Annotated in this window: 14 protein-coding genes and 1 pseudogene; 12 read left to right on the forward strand and 3 right to left on the reverse strand. The window is 55.0% G+C overall.

Translation table 11 applies throughout. The features are described 5' to 3' along the window. The 12 genes and pseudogenes from J9788_RS24480 to J9788_RS24535 all read left to right on the forward strand — a co-directional run. A pseudogene (locus J9788_RS24480) lies at positions 1-235 on the forward strand (elongation factor Tu); the annotation flags it as partial. A gap of 259 nt (positions 236-494) precedes the next feature. After that, positions 495-878 carry a preprotein translocase subunit SecE gene (gene secE / locus J9788_RS24485; protein ID WP_004929916.1) on the forward strand — a complete coding sequence of 128 codons (384 nt, stop codon included), beginning with the start codon at positions 495-497 and terminating at the stop codon, positions 876-878. A 1-nt stretch (position 879) separates the two neighbouring features. After that, a complete protein-coding gene (nusG, locus tag J9788_RS24490; protein WP_004929914.1) occupies positions 880-1,425 on the forward strand; it encodes a transcription termination/antitermination protein NusG in 546 nt (181 codons plus the stop codon). Positions 1,426-1,590: 165 nt separating this feature from the next. Continuing rightward, a complete protein-coding gene (rplK, locus tag J9788_RS24495; RefSeq protein ID WP_015376316.1) occupies positions 1,591-2,019 on the forward strand; it encodes a 50S ribosomal protein L11 in 429 nt (142 codons plus the stop codon). Positions 2,020-2,022: 3 nt separating this feature from the next. Beyond that, positions 2,023-2,727, forward strand: a complete 705-nt coding sequence (gene rplA / locus J9788_RS24500) for a 50S ribosomal protein L1 (RefSeq protein WP_004929908.1) — start codon at positions 2,023-2,025, stop codon at positions 2,725-2,727. A 338-nt stretch (positions 2,728-3,065) separates the two neighbouring features. Beyond that, entirely contained in the window at positions 3,066-3,563 is a 498-nt protein-coding gene (rplJ, locus tag J9788_RS24505; RefSeq protein WP_004929905.1) for a 50S ribosomal protein L10, read from the forward strand. A gap of 63 nt (positions 3,564-3,626) precedes the next feature. Further along, positions 3,627-3,992, forward strand: a complete 366-nt coding sequence (gene rplL / locus J9788_RS24510) for a 50S ribosomal protein L7/L12 (RefSeq protein ID WP_004929903.1) — start codon at positions 3,627-3,629, stop codon at positions 3,990-3,992. Between the two features lie 332 nt (positions 3,993-4,324). Then, positions 4,325-8,353 (forward strand): DNA-directed RNA polymerase subunit beta, encoded by a 4,029-nt coding sequence (gene rpoB, locus J9788_RS24515; RefSeq protein ID WP_004929900.1) that lies wholly within the window; start codon positions 4,325-4,327, stop codon positions 8,351-8,353. A 118-nt stretch (positions 8,354-8,471) separates the two neighbouring features. Next, entirely contained in the window at positions 8,472-12,695 is a 4,224-nt protein-coding gene (gene rpoC, locus J9788_RS24520) for a DNA-directed RNA polymerase subunit beta' (RefSeq protein ID WP_033644357.1), read from the forward strand. A gap of 168 nt (positions 12,696-12,863) precedes the next feature. After that, positions 12,864-13,310: an N-acetyltransferase gene (locus tag J9788_RS24525; protein WP_046897424.1), complete on the forward strand. Its 447-nt coding sequence runs from the start codon at positions 12,864-12,866 to the stop codon at positions 13,308-13,310. Continuing rightward, on the forward strand, positions 13,310-13,774 hold the full coding sequence (locus J9788_RS24530; protein WP_182265798.1) for an oxidoreductase: 465 nt from the start codon (positions 13,310-13,312) through the stop codon (positions 13,772-13,774). Before J9788_RS24525 ends, J9788_RS24530 begins: the two co-directional genes overlap by 1 nt. Position 13,775: 1 nt before the next feature. After that, positions 13,776-15,050, forward strand: coding sequence for a sensor histidine kinase KdpD (locus J9788_RS24535; RefSeq protein ID WP_046897426.1), 1,275 nt, complete (start codon positions 13,776-13,778; stop codon positions 15,048-15,050). Here the strand turns inward: J9788_RS24535 and J9788_RS24540 are convergent. The 3 genes from J9788_RS24540 to J9788_RS24550 all read right to left on the reverse strand — a co-directional run bounded on the left by J9788_RS24540 (position 15,036) and on the right by J9788_RS24550 (position 18,460). After that, positions 15,036-15,815, reverse strand: coding sequence for a helix-turn-helix domain-containing protein (locus tag J9788_RS24540; protein WP_046688068.1), 780 nt, complete (start codon positions 15,813-15,815; stop codon positions 15,036-15,038). The genes J9788_RS24535 and J9788_RS24540 overlap by 15 nt on opposite strands. A 732-nt stretch (positions 15,816-16,547) precedes the next feature. Beyond that, on the reverse strand, positions 16,548-17,681 hold the full coding sequence (thiH, locus tag J9788_RS24545) for a 2-iminoacetate synthase ThiH (RefSeq protein WP_182265799.1): 1,134 nt from the start codon (positions 17,679-17,681) through the stop codon (positions 16,548-16,550). Then, positions 17,681-18,460: a thiazole synthase gene (locus J9788_RS24550; protein WP_046897428.1), complete on the reverse strand. Its 780-nt coding sequence runs from the start codon at positions 18,458-18,460 to the stop codon at positions 17,681-17,683. The genes thiH and J9788_RS24550 overlap by 1 nt, the downstream gene beginning before the upstream one ends. Position 18,461 lies beyond the last annotated feature (1 nt).

An 18,461-nucleotide genomic window follows, 5' to 3' on the forward strand; every position in this document is an offset into this window, starting at 1 on the left:
TGGTCGTCACACGCCATTCTTCAAAGGCTACCGTCCACAGTTCTACTTCCGTACTACTGACGTGACCGGTACCATCGAACTGCCAGAAGGCGTAGAGATGGTAATGCCAGGCGACAACGTGAACATGAAAGTTACCCTGATTCACCCAATCGCGATGGATGACGGTCTGCGTTTCGCAATCCGTGAAGGCGGCCGTACTGTAGGCGCTGGTGTTGTTGCTAAAGTTATCGCTTAATCGCTGATAAAGTTTGACGCGACACGCGGTAAAAGGGCATCATTTGATGCCCTTTTTCTACGCTGTGAACTAGAACCTATCTCATCAGCGATTTTGCAGTCATAATCATTGGTGAGATGGGCTCTTAAACCGTATTGACTGAATACGTCATGGCGTAAAACACCGGGATATCGCTCGTGCGGTATCCGATCGGTTTGGTTTGCCTCGCAATGCGAGGCAAAGTTGTTTGTTCTGAATCATCATTGTGACAGGTTGGTTTATGAGTGCGAATACCGAGGCTCAAGGGAGCGGACGCGGCCTGGAAGCGGCAAAGTGGCTGATCGTCGCCGTTCTGTTGGTTGTGGCTATTGTCGGTAACTATTACTACCGTGATTTAAGCCTGCCATTGCGCGCGCTGGCAGTTGTGCTGATCATCGCCGTTGCAGGTGCAGTGGCTCTGATGACCACCAAAGGCAAAGCTACCGTTGCGTTTGCCCGCGAAGCGCGTACCGAAGTACGTAAAGTGATTTGGCCAACTCGTCAGGAAACGCTACACACCACGTTGATCGTTGCCGCGGTAACCGCCGTGATGTCACTGATTCTGTGGGGGCTGGATGGTATTCTGGTCCGTCTGGTGTCGTTTATTACTGGCCTGAGGTTCTAAAATGTCTGAAGCTCCAAAAAAACGTTGGTACGTCGTTCAGGCGTTTTCCGGTTTTGAAGGTCGCGTAGCGCAATCGCTGCGTGAACACATCAAACTGCACGATATGGAAGAGCTGTTCGGCGAAGTGATGGTGCCTACGGAAGAAGTGGTTGAAATCCGTGGTGGTCAGCGTCGCAAGAGCGAGCGTAAATTCTTCCCTGGCTACGTGCTGGTGCAGATGGTGATGAATGACGCCAGCTGGCACCTGGTGCGCAGCGTACCGCGTGTCATGGGGTTCATTGGCGGTACGTCTGACCGTCCTGCGCCGATCAGCGATAAAGAAGTTGATGCGATCATGAACCGCCTGCAGCAGGTCGGTGACAAACCGCGTCCGAAAACGCTGTTCGAGCCGGGCGAGCTGGTGCGCGTCAACGACGGCCCGTTTGCCGATTTCAACGGCGTGGTCGAAGAAGTCGATTACGAAAAGAGCCGCCTGAAAGTTTCCGTTTCCATCTTCGGCCGTGCAACGCCGGTGGAACTGGACTTCAGCCAGGTTGAAAAAGGCTGATCGAATAATCAGCAATAAGCGGTCCGTTGCCGCTTGTCAAAGGCGCGAAATTGAACTACAATTTCGCGCCTTTTGTTTTTAGATGCCTTGCCTGATGTTTGTCCGGCGAGGTTAAACACGGGGAGCCTCTCACGAGGCGATACTACCCAAACCGAGGAAATTTAAATGGCTAAGAAAGTACAAGCCTACGTTAAGCTGCAAGTTGCAGCTGGTATGGCTAACCCGAGCCCACCAGTGGGTCCAGCTCTGGGTCAGCAGGGCGTTAACATCATGGAATTCTGTAAGGCATTCAACGCTAAAACTGACAGCGTTGAGAAAGGTCTGCCGATTCCGGTTGTTATCACCGTTTATTCTGATCGCTCCTTCACTTTCGTTACCAAAACCCCGCCAGCAGCAGTTCTGCTGAAAAAAGCGGCTGGTATCAAGTCTGGTTCCGGTAAGCCGAACAAAGACAAAGTAGGTAAAGTGACCCGTGCTCAGGTACGTGAAATCGCAGAAACCAAAGCTGCGGACATGACTGGTTCTGACGTTGAAGCGATGACTCGCTCCATCGAAGGTACCGCTCGTTCCATGGGCCTGGTAGTGGAGGATTAAGAGATGGCTAAGCTGACCAAGCGCATGCGCGTGATCCGTGACAAAGTTGATGCTACTAAACAGTATGACATCACTGAAGCTGTTGCTCTGCTGAAAGAGCTGGCCACCGCTAAATTCGTAGAAAGCGTTGACGTTGCCGTTAACCTCGGTATCGACGCTCGTAAATCTGACCAAAACGTTCGTGGCGCTACCGTTCTGCCACACGGCACCGGTCGTTCCGTTCGCGTTGCCGTATTTACCCAAGGCGCTAACGCTGAAGCAGCGAAAGCTGCCGGCGCAGAGCTGGTAGGTATGGACGATCTGGCTGAGCAGATCAAGAAAGGCGAAATGAACTTCGACGTTGTTATTGCTTCCCCGGATGCAATGCGCGTTGTAGGTCAACTGGGCCAGATCCTGGGTCCACGCGGCCTGATGCCAAACCCGAAAGTGGGTACCGTTACTCCGAACGTTGCTGAAGCAGTGAAAAACGCTAAAGCAGGTCAGGTTCGCTACCGTAACGACAAAAACGGCATCATCCATACCACTATCGGTAAGGTTGATTTCGACGCAGACAAACTGAAAGAAAACCTGGAAGCCCTGCTGGTTGCGCTGAAAAAAGCAAAACCTTCTCAGGCGAAAGGCATGTACATCAAGAAAGTTAGCCTCTCCACCACCATGGGTGCTGGCGTTGCTATCGATCAAAGCGGTCTGTCTGCCGCAGCGAACTAATCGTACTTGCGATTATCGCTTTGACTTGGGGCCGAGATTTGTCTAGAATCTTATGCCCCAAGGTTTTGCTATTGGCTATGCCGTAGGCAAAACAAAGATTTTTCGGTTGGAGCCTGGCCTATCCAGGCCTCCGTCCAAGACCGCAGGTGTATCGCAAGATACTTAATCCTTCCTGCGTAGACGGTGACAGAGCCTAAGAAAATTTTTCTTTTTTATAAAAGAATGTCTTTGCTGGATTCTGCTCACCGTGTTAAGCCGCTCGGCGTGGCGTTTTACAAAGCGCCGAGTGAAGTGAGTTCCGGGGGATTTTCCCCGGCTAATCCAGGAGCAAAAAGCTAATGGCATTAAATCTTCAAGACAAACAAGCGATTGTTGCTGAAGTCAGCGAAGTAGCCAAAGGCGCGCTGTCTGCGGTTGTTGCGGATTCCCGCGGCGTTACCGTAGATAAAATGACTGAACTGCGTAAAGCAGGTCGTGAAGCTGGCGTTTACATGCGTGTTGTTCGCAACACCCTGATGCGTCGCGTAGTTGAAGGCACTCCATTCGAATGCCTGAAAGACACGTTTGTCGGTCCAACCTTGATTGCATTCTCTCACGAACACCCGGGCGCTGCTGCTCGTCTGTTCAAAGAGTTCGCGAAAGCGAATGCAAAATTCGAGGTTAAAGCTGCGGCCTTTGAAGGTGAGCTGATCCCAGCGGCGCAAATCGACCGCCTGGCGACGCTGCCAACTTACGAAGAAGCGATCGCACGCCTGATGGCAACCATGAAAGAAGCCGCTGCCGGCAAACTGGTTCGCACTCTGGCTGCAGTACGCGATCAGAAAGAAGCGGCGTAAGCCACTCTTTCTTAGCCTTTGCTAACGTATTTAAACTATTTCTGAATTTTAGGAACAATTGTTATGTCTATCACTAAAGACCAAATCCTGGAAGCAGTTGCCGCTATGTCCGTAATGGACGTTGTTGAACTGGTTTCCGCTATGGAAGAAAAATTCGGCGTTTCTGCTGCTGCTGCTGTAGCTGTAGCTGCTGGCCCAGCTGAAGCTGCTGAAGAGAAAACTGAGTTCGACGTTATCCTGAAAGCTGCAGGCGCTAACAAAGTTGCTGTTATCAAAGCAGTACGTGGCGCTACCGGCCTGGGTCTGAAAGAAGCTAAAGACCTGGTTGAATCTGCTCCAGCCGCTCTGAAAGAAGGCGTGAGCAAAGATGACGCAGAAGCTCTGAAAAAATCTCTGGAAGAAGCTGGCGCAGAAGTTGAAGTTAAATAAGCCAACCCTTCCGGTTGCAGCCTAGTCTTTTAGGCTGATGGCTGGTGACTTTTTAGTCACCAGCCTTTTTGCGCTGTAGGGCGCCAGTAGCGTTTCACACTGTTTGGCTGCTGGTTTCGCCTCCCAATGTTTGTTTCTATCGACGACTTAATATACCGCGGTCTTTGCACTACCAGGAGTTCTGGGGGAAGGCGCGATGAAATGGTTTAAGCGTGATAGCAAGAGATATTGCGGAAAGTGTTCCCGCTTTCCGGTCGACAAAACGGTGTTGCATGAACTGTCCCTAATCGGACGGACAGATTGGGTCACTGATCAGCGAGCTGAGGAACCCTATGGTTTACTCCTATACCGAGAAAAAACGTATTCGTAAGGATTTTGGTAAACGTCCACAAGTGCTGGACATACCATATCTCCTTTCTATCCAGCTTGACTCGTTCCAGAAGTTTATCGAGCAAGATCCAGAAGGGCAGTACGGCCTTGAAGCCGCATTCCGTTCTGTTTTCCCTATCCAGAGCTACAGTGGCAATTCGGAGCTGCAATACGTTAGCTACCGTCTTGGTGAGCCGGTCTTCGACGTCAAAGAGTGCCAGATCCGTGGTGTGACGTTCTCTGCACCGCTGCGCGTAAAACTGCGCCTGGTTATCTATGAGCGCGAAGCGCCTGAAGGTACGGTCAAAGACATCAAGGAACAAGAAGTCTACATGGGCGAAATTCCGCTCATGACCGAAAACGGCACCTTTGTGATCAACGGTACTGAGAGGGTTATCGTATCTCAGTTGCACCGTAGTCCTGGCGTATTCTTCGACAGCGATAAGGGTAAAACCCACTCCTCGGGTAAAGTGCTGTACAACGCACGCATCATCCCTTACCGCGGTTCATGGTTGGACTTCGAGTTCGATCCGAAAGACAACCTGTTCGTGCGTATTGACCGTCGCCGCAAACTGCCTGCGACCATCATTCTGCGCGCGCTGAACTACACCACTGAACAGATCCTCGACCTGTTCTTTGACAAGATCGTCTTCGAAATCCGCGACAACAAGCTGCAGATGGAGCTGGTGCCAGAGCGCCTGCGTGGTGAGACCGCTTCGTTCGATATCGAAGCCAACGGCAAGATCTACGTAGAGAAAGGCCGTCGCATCACCGCTCGTCATATCCGTCAGCTGGAAAAAGACGACATTCAGAGCATTGAAGTACCGGTAGAGTACATCGCGGGCAAAGTGGTCGCGAAAGACTATATCGATACCAATACCGGCGAACTGATCTGCGCAGCCAACATGGAGCTGTCGCTGGATCTGCTGGCCAAGCTGAGCCAGTCCGGCCACAAGCGCATCGAAACGCTGTTCACCAACGATCTGGACCACGGCGCGTACATCTCTGAAACGCTGCGTGTCGATCCGACCAACGATCGTCTGAGCTCGCTGGTAGAAATCTACCGCATGATGCGTCCTGGTGAGCCGCCAACGCGCGAAGCTGCCGAAAGCCTGTTCGAGAACCTGTTCTTCTCCGAAGACCGCTACGATCTGTCTGCGGTTGGCCGTATGAAGTTCAACCGTTCTCTGCTGCGTGACGAGATCGAAGGTTCGGGCATCCTGAGCAAAGACGACATCATCGAAGTGATGAAGAAGCTCATCGATATCCGTAACGGCAAGGGCGAAGTGGACGATATCGACCACTTGGGCAACCGCCGTATCCGCTCCGTCGGCGAAATGGCCGAGAACCAGTTCCGCGTAGGTCTGGTGCGTGTTGAGCGTGCGGTGAAAGAGCGTCTGTCTCTGGGCGATCTGGATACCCTGATGCCTCAGGACATGATCAACGCCAAACCGATTTCGGCGGCGGTGAAAGAGTTCTTCGGTTCCAGCCAGCTGTCCCAGTTCATGGACCAGAACAACCCGTTGTCCGAGATCACGCACAAGCGTCGTATCTCCGCACTGGGCCCGGGCGGTCTGACCCGTGAGCGCGCCGGCTTTGAAGTTCGAGACGTACACCCGACCCACTACGGCCGCGTGTGCCCAATCGAAACGCCGGAAGGTCCAAACATCGGTCTGATCAACTCCCTGTCCGTGTACGCACAGACTAACGAGTATGGCTTCCTGGAAACCCCGTACCGCCGCGTGCGTGACGGCGTGGTGACCGATGAAATCAACTATCTGTCTGCTATTGAAGAAGGCAACTTCGTTATCGCCCAGGCGAACTCCAACCTGGATGAAGAAGGCCGCTTCGTAGAAGACCTGGTCACCTGCCGCAGCAAAGGCGAATCAAGCCTGTTTAGCCGCGATCAGGTTGACTACATGGACGTATCCACCCAGCAGGTTGTTTCCGTTGGTGCCTCACTGATTCCATTCCTGGAACACGATGACGCCAACCGTGCATTGATGGGTGCGAACATGCAACGTCAGGCCGTACCAACCCTGCGCGCTGATAAGCCGCTGGTCGGTACCGGTATGGAACGCGCTGTAGCGGTTGACTCCGGCGTAACCGCCGTTGCCAAACGCGGCGGTGTGATTCAGTACGTGGATGCTTCCCGTATCGTTATCAAAGTTAACGAAGACGAGATGTACCCGGGCGAAGCAGGTATCGATATTTACAACCTGACCAAGTACACCCGTTCTAACCAGAACACCTGCATCAACCAGATGCCGTGTGTGAATCTGGGTGAGCCAATCGAGCGCGGCGACGTGCTGGCGGATGGCCCATCGACAGACCTGGGCGAACTGGCGCTGGGCCAGAACATGCGCGTAGCGTTCATGCCTTGGAACGGCTACAACTTCGAAGACTCCATCTTGGTCTCCGAGCGCGTGGTGCAGGAAGATCGCTTCACCACCATCCACATCCAGGAACTGGCGTGTGTGTCTCGTGACACCAAGCTGGGGCCTGAAGAGATCACCGCCGACATCCCTAACGTGGGTGAAGCGGCGCTCTCCAAGCTGGATGAGTCCGGTATCGTGTATATCGGTGCTGAAGTGACCGGCGGCGACATCCTGGTCGGTAAGGTAACGCCTAAAGGCGAAACCCAGCTGACGCCGGAAGAGAAACTGCTGCGTGCGATCTTCGGTGAGAAAGCGTCTGACGTTAAAGACTCTTCTCTGCGTGTGCCGAACGGCGTTTCCGGTACGGTTATCGACGTGCAGGTCTTCACCCGCGATGGCGTGGAAAAAGACAAGCGCGCGTTGGAAATCGAAGAGATGCAGCTGAAGCAGGCGAAGAAAGACCTGACTGAAGAACTGCAGATCCTGGAAGCCGGCCTGTTTGCGCGTATCCACGCGGTACTGGTTGCCGGTGGCATCGAAGCCGACAAGCTGAGCAAGCTGCCGCGCGATCGCTGGCTGGAACTGGGCCTGACCGACGAAGAGAAGCAAAACCAGCTGGAGCAGCTGGCTGAGCAGTACGACGAACTGAAATCCGACTTCGAGAAGAAGCTGGAAGCCAAGCGTCGTAAGATCACTCAGGGCGACGATCTGGCGCCGGGCGTACTGAAAATCGTCAAGGTTTATCTGGCCGTTAAACGTCAGATCCAACCGGGTGACAAGATGGCGGGCCGCCACGGTAACAAGGGTGTTATCTCCAAGATCAACCCGATCGAAGATATGCCTTACGATGAAAACGGCACGCCGGTAGACATCGTACTGAACCCGCTGGGCGTACCATCACGTATGAACATCGGTCAGATCCTGGAAACCCACCTGGGTATGGCTGCGAAAGGCATCGGTGAGAAGATCAACCAGATGCTGAAGCAGCAGCAGGAAGTGGCCAAGCTGCGTGAGTTCATCCAGAAGGCCTACGATTTGGGCGACGACGTTTGCCAGAAAGTTGACCTGAACACCTTCAGCGACGACGAAGTGCTGCGTCTGGCAGAGAACCTGAAAAAAGGTATGCCGATCGCAACGCCGGTGTTTGACGGTGCGAAAGAGACTGAAATCAAGAAGCTGCTGGAAATGGGCGGTATCCCGACCTCCGGTCAGATCACGCTGTTCGATGGCCGTACCGGTGAGCAATTCGAGCGCCAGGTTACTGTCGGCTATATGTACATGCTGAAACTGAACCACTTGGTTGACGATAAAATGCACGCTCGTTCAACCGGTTCTTACAGCTTGGTTACTCAGCAGCCTCTGGGTGGTAAAGCGCAGTTCGGTGGTCAACGCTTCGGTGAGATGGAAGTGTGGGCACTGGAAGCATACGGCGCGGCTTATACCCTGCAGGAAATGCTCACCGTTAAGTCGGATGACGTTAACGGCCGTACCAAGATGTACAAAAACATCGTGGATGGCGATCACCGGATGGAGCCAGGCATGCCGGAATCCTTCAACGTACTGTTGAAAGAAATCCGCTCGCTCGGCATCAACATCGAACTGGAAGACGAGTAATCGTCATTCCGGCTCAGGCTCCCCGCCTAAGGGAGCCTGAGGGTGGTTGTTCAGGTCACACGGGTACCTACTGCGGTTGTGGGTGCCCAACAGGTTTAACTCCGACAGGAGCCAATCCGTGAAAGACTTATTGAAGTTTCTGAAAGCGCAAACTAAGACCGAAGAGTTTGATGCGATCAAGATTGCTCTGGCCTCGCCAGACATGATCCGTTCGTGGTCGTTCGGTGAAGTTAAGAAGCCGGAAACCATTAACTACCGTACGTTCAAACCAGAGCGTGACGGCCTTTTCTGCGCCCGTATCTTCGGGCCGGTAAAAGATTACGAGTGCCTGTGCGGTAAGTACAAGCGCTTGAAACACCGCGGCGTGATCTGTGAGAAGTGCGGCGTTGAAGTGACCCAGACCAAAGTGCGTCGTGAACGCATGGGCCACATCGAGCTGGCTTCCCCGACTGCGCACATCTGGTTCCTGAAATCGCTGCCATCCCGCATCGGTTTGCTGCTGGATATGCCGCTGCGTGACATCGAACGCGTACTGTACTTCGAATCCTATGTGGTGGTCGAAGGCGGTATGACCAACCTCGAGCGTCGTCAGATCCTGACCGAAGAGCAGTATCTGGACGCGCTGGAAGAGTTCGGTGACGAATTCGACGCCAAGATGGGTGCGGAAGCCATTCAGGCCCTGTTGAAAAACATGGATCTGGAAGCCGAGTGCGAGCAGCTGCGTGAAGAGCTGAACGAAACCAACTCCGAAACCAAGCGCAAGAAGCTGACCAAGCGTATCAAGCTGCTGGAAGCGTTCGTACAGTCCGGAAACAAGCCGGAGTGGATGATCCTGACCGTGCTGCCGGTACTGCCGCCGGATCTGCGTCCGCTGGTTCCGCTGGATGGCGGTCGTTTCGCGACGTCGGATCTGAACGATCTGTATCGCCGCGTGATCAACCGTAACAACCGTCTGAAACGCCTGCTGGATCTGGCTGCGCCGGACATCATCGTGCGCAACGAAAAGCGTATGCTGCAAGAAGCGGTAGACGCCCTGCTGGATAACGGCCGTCGCGGTCGTGCGATCACCGGTTCCAACAAACGCCCTCTGAAATCTTTGGCCGACATGATCAAAGGTAAGCAGGGTCGTTTCCGTCAGAACCTGCTCGGTAAACGCGTTGACTACTCAGGCCGTTCCGTTATCACCGTAGGTCCATACCTGCGTCTGCATCAGTGCGGTCTGCCTAAGAAGATGGCGTTGGAGCTGTTCAAACCGTTCATCTACGGCAAATTGGAGCTGCGTGGCTTGGCCACCACCATCAAAGCCGCCAAGAAAATGGTTGAGCGTGAAGAAGCCGTCGTTTGGGATATCCTGGACGAAGTGATTCGCGAACACCCGGTACTGCTGAACCGTGCACCAACCCTGCACCGTTTGGGTATCCAGGCGTTTGAACCGGTTCTGATCGAAGGTAAAGCGATCCAGCTGCACCCGCTGGTTTGTGCGGCATATAACGCCGACTTCGATGGTGACCAGATGGCCGTTCACGTACCGCTGACGCTGGAAGCCCAGCTGGAAGCGCGTGCGCTGATGATGTCCACCAACAACATCCTGTCCCCAGCGAACGGCGAGCCAATCATCGTTCCTTCTCAGGACGTTGTACTGGGTCTGTACTACATGACCCGCGACTGTGTTAACGCCAAAGGCGAAGGCATGGTGCTGAACGGTTCCAAAGAAGCTGAGCGTGTTTACCGCGCCGGCCTGGCGTCGCTGCATGCGCGCGTTAAAGTGCGTATCACCGAAGACGTCAAGAACGCCGAAGGCGAGTGGACCTCTCAGACCAGCATCATCGACACCACCATCGGCCGCGCCATCCTGTGGATGATCGTACCGAAAGGTCTGCCGTACGCGATCGTTAACCAGCCTTTGGGCAAGAAAGCGATCTCCAAGATGCTGAACACCTGTTACCGCATCCTGGGCCTGAAGCCGACCGTTATCTTTGCTGACCAGATCATGTACACCGGCTTTGCTTACGCAGCCCGTTCCGGCGCTTCCGTAGGTATCGACGACATGGTTATCCCGGCCAAGAAGGCGGAGATCATCGAAGAAGCGGAAACCGAAGTTGCCGAGATCCAGGAGCAGTTCCAGTCTGGTCTGGTGACCGCCGGCGAACGCTACAACAAAGTGATCGATATCTGGGCTGCCGCGAACGAACGCGTTGCGAAAGCGATGATGGAAAACCTGTCGGTAGAAGACGTGGTTAACCGTGACGGCGAAGTGGAACAGCAAGTTTCCTTCAACAGCATCTTTATGATGGCCGACTCCGGTGCGCGTGGTTCCGCCGCTCAGATTCGTCAGCTGGCCGGTATGCGTGGTCTGATGGCGAAGCCGGACGGCTCCATCATCGAAACGCCAATCACCGCGAACTTCCGTGAAGGTCTGAACGTACTCCAGTACTTCATCTCCACTCACGGTGCTCGTAAAGGTCTGGCGGATACCGCACTGAAAACCGCGAACTCCGGTTATCTGACCCGTCGTCTGGTTGACGTGGCGCAGGACCTGGTGGTGACTGAAGACGACTGTGGCACCCACGACGGCATCCTGATGACTCCGGTTATCGAAGGTGGCGACGTGAAAGAGCCGCTGCGTGAACGCGTTCTGGGCCGTGTGACGGCAGAAGACGTCCTCAAGCCGGGTACGGCGGACATTCTGGTGCCACGCAACACCCTGCTGAACGAGAAGGCGTGTGACCTGTTGGAAGAGAACTCTGTCGACAGCGTTAAAGTCCGTTCCGTGGTGAGCTGTGAAACCGACTTCGGTGTGTGTGCAAACTGCTACGGTCGCGACCTGGCACGTGGCCACATCATCAACAAAGGTGAAGCCATCGGCGTTATCGCGGCACAGTCCATCGGTGAGCCGGGTACACAGCTGACGATGCGTACGTTCCACATCGGTGGTGCGGCATCTCGTGCGGCTGCTGAATCCAGCATTCAGGTGAAAAACAAGGGTAGCATCAAGCTGAGCAACGCGAAGTTCGTTATGAACGCCGCAGGCAAGCTGGTGATCACCTCGCGTAACACCGAACTGAAACTGATCGACGAATTCGGCCGTACCAAAGAAAGCTACAAGGTGCCTTACGGCGCCGTGATGGGCAAAGGCGACGGTGAAGAAGTTAACGGCGGCGAAACCGTTGCTAACTGGGATCCGCACACCATGCCGGTCATCAGTGAAGTCAGCGGCTTCATTCGCTTCGCCGACATGGTCGACGGCCAGACGATTACTCGTCAGACCGACGAACTGACCGGTTTGTCTTCTCTGGTTGTTCTGGACAGCGCAGAGCGTACCGGTAGCGGTAAAGACCTGCGTCCGGCACTGAAAATCGTTGACGCTAAGGGCGAAGACGTATTGATCCCAGGTACTGATATGCCTGCTCAATACTTCCTGCCGGGCAAAGCGATCGTTCAGCTGGAAGACGGCATTCAGATCGGTGCGGGTGATACCCTGGCGCGTATTCCTCAGGAATCCGGCGGTACCAAGGATATTACCGGTGGTCTGCCGCGCGTTGCCGACCTGTTCGAAGCGCGTCGTCCGAAAGAGCCGGCAATCCTGGCTGAAATCAGCGGGATTATCTCGTTCGGTAAAGAGACCAAAGGCAAACGTCGCCTGGTGATCTCTCCGCTGGACGGCAGCGACGCTTACGAAGAGATGATTCCGAAATGGCGTCAGCTCAACGTGTTCGAAGGCGAAGTGGTGGAACGTGGCGACGTCGTCTCCGACGGCCCAGAGTCTCCGCACGACATTCTGCGTCTGCGTGGCGTGCATGCGGTTACCCGCTACATCACCAACGAAGTGCAGGAAGTTTACCGTCTGCAAGGCGTTAAGATTAACGATAAGCACATCGAAGTTATCGTTCGTCAGATGCTGCGTAAAGGCACTATCGTTAGCGCTGGTGGCTCCGAGTTCCTGGAAGGCGAGCAGGCTGAAGTGTCTCGCGTCAAGATTGCCAACCGTCAGCTGGAAGCTGAAGGTAAGATCCCGGCAACCTTCTCGCGCGATCTGCTGGGTATCACCAAGGCTTCCTTGGCGACCGAGTCCTTCATCTCCGCCGCATCGTTCCAGGAAACGACGCGCGTTCTGACCGAAGCTGCCGTAGCCGGCAAGCGCGACGAACTGCGTGGCCTGAAAGAGAACGTCATCGTGGGCCGTCTGATCCCAGCCGGTACCGGTTACGCTTATCATCAGGATCGCATGCGTCGTCGTGCTCAGGGCGAAGCGCCGGTTGTTCCGCAAGTCAGCGCGGAAGAAGCGACTGCGAACCTGGCCGAACTGCTTAACGCAGGTCTGGGCGGCAGCGACGACGAGTAATCGTCATCCGCGCCGCGGGCCCGCTACGCCGGGCCTATCGCCAGATAAACCGCTCCCTAGGGGGCGGTTTTTTTTCGCCTCGCGCCGGGTTATGACAAACTTTGCTACTATGGTTACAGCAGAAATTGACCGGCGCTTTTTACCTGACAACCAAGGACAGCACAAAACATGGACAGCCTCATTACCTTCGAAAAACTGACGGCGAAACACCTGCCTTACCTGTATGAGATCCGCTTTTCCGTCGAAGAGAATCTGCTGCATCCGCATCAGATCCAGTATCTGCAGCGCAAGCAGGCGCTGGAAGACATCAACCAGGGCGGTGGCTGGATCTGCAAGTATGGCGAGGACTATGCCGGCGTTGGATTCGGGTTGTTCATCCCCGAACCGTTGATTGGCGGATTGTTCGTGAAGCCGGAATACCAATCAATGGGGATGGGTTCAGCCTTGCTGGCGCGCGTCACTGCCTGGATGTTTGAGCACGGCGCCGAAGCCATTCACTTAACCACCGATCCCGGCTCTAAAGCCGAAGGTTTTTATCAACATCACGGTTGGGAACTGATCGGGCGGGATGAGTTTGGTCAGGCGGAGCTGGTGAAACGCAAAGAGGGTGAATAATGAAAATCAAAGGATTGATGACGTTACTGCTGCTTTCGCTGTTCAGCGCGCCGCTGTACGCGGCCGTTGACTCTTTTTACCTGAAGCCGGCGGACGGCGAGAAGATCAAGGTCACCCGGCAGATGCTGGAGGCGATGCCGTCGCACACGATTAAAACCTCGACCAATTTCACCCCGGAAGAGGCGTTCACCGGCGTTGAGTTTTCGGAGCTGGTGAAAGCGTACCATCTGCAAGGGAAGTCGGTGCGGGCCTTCGCGTGGGACGACTATTCCTATTCGATGTCGATTGACGAGATGATTAAATATCGCGTGATTATCGCCTATCTGCGCGGCGGTAAGCCGATCGACGTGGGGGAGCTGGGGCCGTTCGCTATTATCTATCCGCGCGATCAATACCCCGAGCTGAATAACCTGGACGTGAACGCGAAAACCGTCTGGCAAGTCAAACGGCTGGAGATTAAATGAGATGAGCAAGAAACTGATCGGTACTCTTATCGCGTTGGTTGCCATCTTCTCCTTATTAATTTTGCTGATTGCCATTAACTTCGGTGGCGTAAAAGATCGTTATAAGCAGATCGAACCCAATCTGGATAACTACTCGGTGGCCGAGATCCTGTTTCTGGCGTTTGAAAGAACCAAAACTGCGCTGCTGCTCAGTGAAAACGACGACTACGACGCTTTCCTGATTAAAAAGAAAATATTTTACTCGAAGATCCAAATCCTGGAGAGCCGCTCCACCTTCAGCGACTCTTTCTATTACGACGACGAATTTATCAAGAACGTCGCTCTGCTGAAGCAACAGTACCGAACGCTGGGCGATCTTTCCGTCGGTTTGCTGGCAGGGCGGAAAAGCAAGGCGGATATCCTCGCTTATATGGATGACATCGAGGGCACGTTGGTCGATATCCAGGAGATTATTTATCGGATACAAATTAAAAACTTCACCGAGGTTAAAGGCATCATCCAGGATAATTCAAGAAAAGCCGAGATGTTCGCCGTCTTATCGCTGATGTTGGTGTTCCTGATGATGTTCCTGGTGGTGAGAAACGCCTTCTCGTTAAAAGAGATCATCAAGAACAAGAACATTTTTATCTCATCCATCTACCATGAAATCGCCGGTTCGACGCAGGCCATCGTCATCGCCGCGGATATCATGGAGCACGAGCTGGCGCAGGAAGAGCTGAAAAAGGAGGCCCGCCTGATCTCCTACCACGGCAACAAGATCGCCGAACAAACGCGCGAGGTGATGGATTATTCGCGGTTTGAAATGGGGGAGGTCAACGTCAATATTTCCACCTTTCGGCTGCATGAGGTGGTGGACGATGCCATGACCAGTATCAGCGCCGGGCGCGGTAATCGCATCGTGGTGCGTCGTTCATCCTATGTTGGTTTGATTTGCTCCGACAAATACAAGCTCTACCGAATATTGGCCAATCTGCTCAGCAACGCGGACAAATTTACCCACCACGGCGCGATCATCCTCAACGTGAAGGTGTGCCACGGCAATCTGTATTTATGGGTAAAAGACAACGGCATCGGATTTAACGTTAATAATCTGGAACGGTTGTACAAGGCGTTCAATCAGGGAGTAGAAAGGGAAACGCGGCAGGGACTGGGGCTGGGGCTGACCATTATCAAGAATTATGTGACGACGCTGAAAGGCGCCATCAGAGTCAAATCCACCGAAGGCGTTGGCTCATCGTTTTTCATCCGCATTCCGGTCAAACTAATTAAAGAATAAATTCGACAGCAGCAGTGAGGAGATAATCAGCGGTTTGGTCGGTTTTTCCACCAGGTGCACGTCATAGTGCAGGATCATATCGCCGATATTCTTCTCATAGTGATTCAGCTGGCCGGTCAGAATGATGATGCGCGCGTGCGGATCGAGGGTGTCCTTTATTTTCTTCACGACGCGTTCTGAGGTTTCGCCGAAGTCCAACAGCCAGTCCAGAATAAACGCCTCAAAGGACTGTTGCTCAAGTGCGGCCAGCATGGCATCCGCCGTTTGAAAGGTCTCGGTCTCAATGCCGTAGCGGCAGGCGATTTTCTTCAACAGCTCGAGGATATCGCTGTCGTTGTCCAGGATCGCGATGCGCGGCGCCGGCAGAAAGTCTATCTTGTTGACTCTGTACAGCGGTACGTCGGCCTGCGTATCCCGGCTGGTATTGATGATGAAAAGGTCATCTTTTTTGTAGGCGTAGGTTTCGTCGTCGTCCAGCTGTGTCACCGGGTGTTCGTCGACTTCAACCTTACAGCGTTTGTGAATGCTGTTCATGATAAAAACGCCGTTATGCGTTCTTTGGCCGGCGAATGGCTCGTTGAAGTATTGAAACACCTTTCTGACTTCGTCGAGGGTGATGCCCCTTTTACCATCCAGCTTCTGTTTGGCGCTGTTGTACTGAAGGTTCAGTATGTTGGCCATCGTGGAGGCATGTTTTCTGTCGCCAACCCCTTTCAGAGTGAGCAACGCGCTGATTGCATCGATGTAATTTGGCGTTTTCTTCATGACAACCTTGGTTTTTTTGATGTTGACCGCGAGCGTGGCAAATCTGCGCGAGGACCCGTGCTGGATTATAGATGATGCCCCGGAGGTTGCGGCGATATCAGTTTGATTTTCCTTGGCAAACTCAGAATACACTCGATATCAAATAAAAAAACACTCAAAAGACATTCACATTTAATCGTTTGTATGGTTAATTAGCGCACATACTGTGTGATTCGCGTCCTGGGGGGGGTTGCCAGTCTCACAAAATAAACCGCCTGCTCTTGTCCGTAAGCAGGGAGCAGGCGGCAAAAAAACGCGACGGCCAACACCAGGGCCATTGGCAGTATCGGGGATTACCCCTCGAGTCACTTTTCGTCTTTGCATCGACTTTTTCCTCGTTCTGCCGTTCTCTGCCGCAACGGGCTCCATTGAAAAACACTCTGCGTGAGTGCTGAACACCGCTATTCCCTCATCATGCCCGTCACTTGAGCCGATAAAACCGCCTGTTCGTGCGTGCCCTCAGGCGAGGTTCCAGGATGGCCGTTGCTGAGGAACCGGAGTCGCGCAAGAGCGTCTGTGCGCGATCCGGGGTGGGATAAGGCGGGGCCATCGAGAGGGTAACGGCCCCGGCCGACACCGGGTTTGGCGGTCGGCAACGTCACTATAATCGGCGCGTTTGCCGGCGCCAGCGTCATCGTTCGTCATTGCGCGGCCGCTCCAGCGTTTTCTTCACACGGCGGCAAACGTTGCCGTCTATTGCGCGCTGCGTCCCAGATAATCGTCCCAGTCTTTCCACACCGGCTGCAGCCCGGCGTTGCTGATGGCCTCGGCGACCTGCTGCGGCGTGCGGCCGTCGTGCGGCTCGAACTGTTCCAGCTCAGGCGGTACGTCGTCGGCATAGCCGCCGGGTTGCGTCTTGGATCCGGCGCTGACGCTATTGATCGCCACCGGGATCATATGATCGCGGAAGTACGGCGACTCCCGGGTAGACAGCGACAGCTCAACGTCCGGCGCGAACAGCCGGAAGGCGCAGATCAGCTGCACCAGCTGAGGCTCACTCATGATAGACGCGGGCTCAATACCGCCGGCGCAGGGGCGCAGGCGTGGGAACGAGATCGAGTAGCGGCTCTGCCAATAGGTTTGCTGCAGGTAGAACAGGTGTTCCGCCAGCAGATAGCAGTCGGTTCGCCAGCTGTGGGACAGGCCGATTAACGCGCCGAGGCCGATCTTGTCGATCCCGGCGCGCCCCAGGCGATCCGGCGTGGCCAGGCGCCAATGGAAATCCTGCTTCTGGCCGCGCAGGTGGTGCTGCAGATAGGTGGCCGGATGGTAGGTTTCCTGATACACCAGCACGCCGTCCAGGCCCAGCGTTTTCAGTTCGGCGTATTCCTCCTGCGCCAGCGGCTGCACTTCCATCATCAGCGAGCTGAAGTGGCGGCGGATCGCCGGAATGTGCTGGCGAAAATAGTCCATGCCGACCTTGGTCTGATGTTCGCCGGTGACCAGCAACAGATGTTCGAACCCCAACGCCTTGATGGCTTCGCACTCGCGGGCGATCTCCGCCGCATCCAGCGTTTTGCGCTTGATGCGGTTGCTCATCGAAAAGCCGCAGTAGGTGCAGTCGTTGGCGCACAGGTTGGACAGGTACAGCGGCACATAGAAGCTGACGACGTTGCCGAACCGCTGACGGGTCAGCAACTGCGCGCGTTGCGCCAACGGTTCCAGATACGGCGCGGCCGCAGGGGAGATCAGCGCCATAAAGTCGTCGCGCGTCAGCTTGTCGGCGTTCAACGCGCGTTCCACGTCGCGCGCCGTTTTGCCGTTGATGCACAGCGTAATGTCGTCCCAGTCCAGCTGTTGCCAGCGGCTACTGAAATCGTCGGCCATCACTGCGCCTCCTCTGGCTGGCTGAGGAAAGCGGTCAGCGGGCTGGAGGCGACCGCGCTGCGCTGGCTGGAGCCTAATCCGGCGCTGCGTGCCAGCTCGCCGGCCTCCAGCGCCAGGCGAAACGCCCGCGCCATCTGCACCGGATCGCGCGCCACGGCGATGGCGGTATTCACCAGCACCGCGTCGGCGCCCAGCTCCATCGCTTCCAGCGCGTGGCTCGGCGCGCCGATGCCGGCGTCTACCACCACCGGCACCTTGGCTTGCTCGATGATGATTTCGAGGAAGTCACGGGTGCGCAGACCGCGGTTGGAGCCGATAGGGGCGCCGAGCGGCATCACCGCCGCGCATCCCACTTCTTCCAGCCGTTTGCACAGCACCGGATCGGCGCCGCAGTAGGGCAGCACCACAAAACCGTCTTTCACCAGCGTTTCCGCCGCCTTCAGCGTTTCTATCGGATCCGGCAGCAGGTATTTCACATCGGGATGGATCTCCAGCTTCACCCAGTGGGTGCCGAGTGCTTCGCGCGCCAGTCGGGCGGCGAACACCGCTTCAGCGGCCGTTTTGGCGCCGGAGGTATTGGGCAACAGCCTGACGCCCAACTGTTGCAGCGGCGCCAAAATGGCGTCGTTGCCGCCGCGCAGATCGACGCGCTTCATGGCCATGGTCACCAGTTGTGAGCCGGAGGCCGCCAGCGCCTCCAACATCAGCGCCGGGGTGGCGAACTTGCCGGTGCCGGTGAACAGGCGCGAGGTAAAAGTGGTATCGGCGATTTTCAGCATG

The organism is Serratia sp. X10, assembly GCF_017811775.1.
GTDB lineage: Bacteria > Pseudomonadota > Gammaproteobacteria > Enterobacterales > Enterobacteriaceae > Serratia > Serratia ureilytica.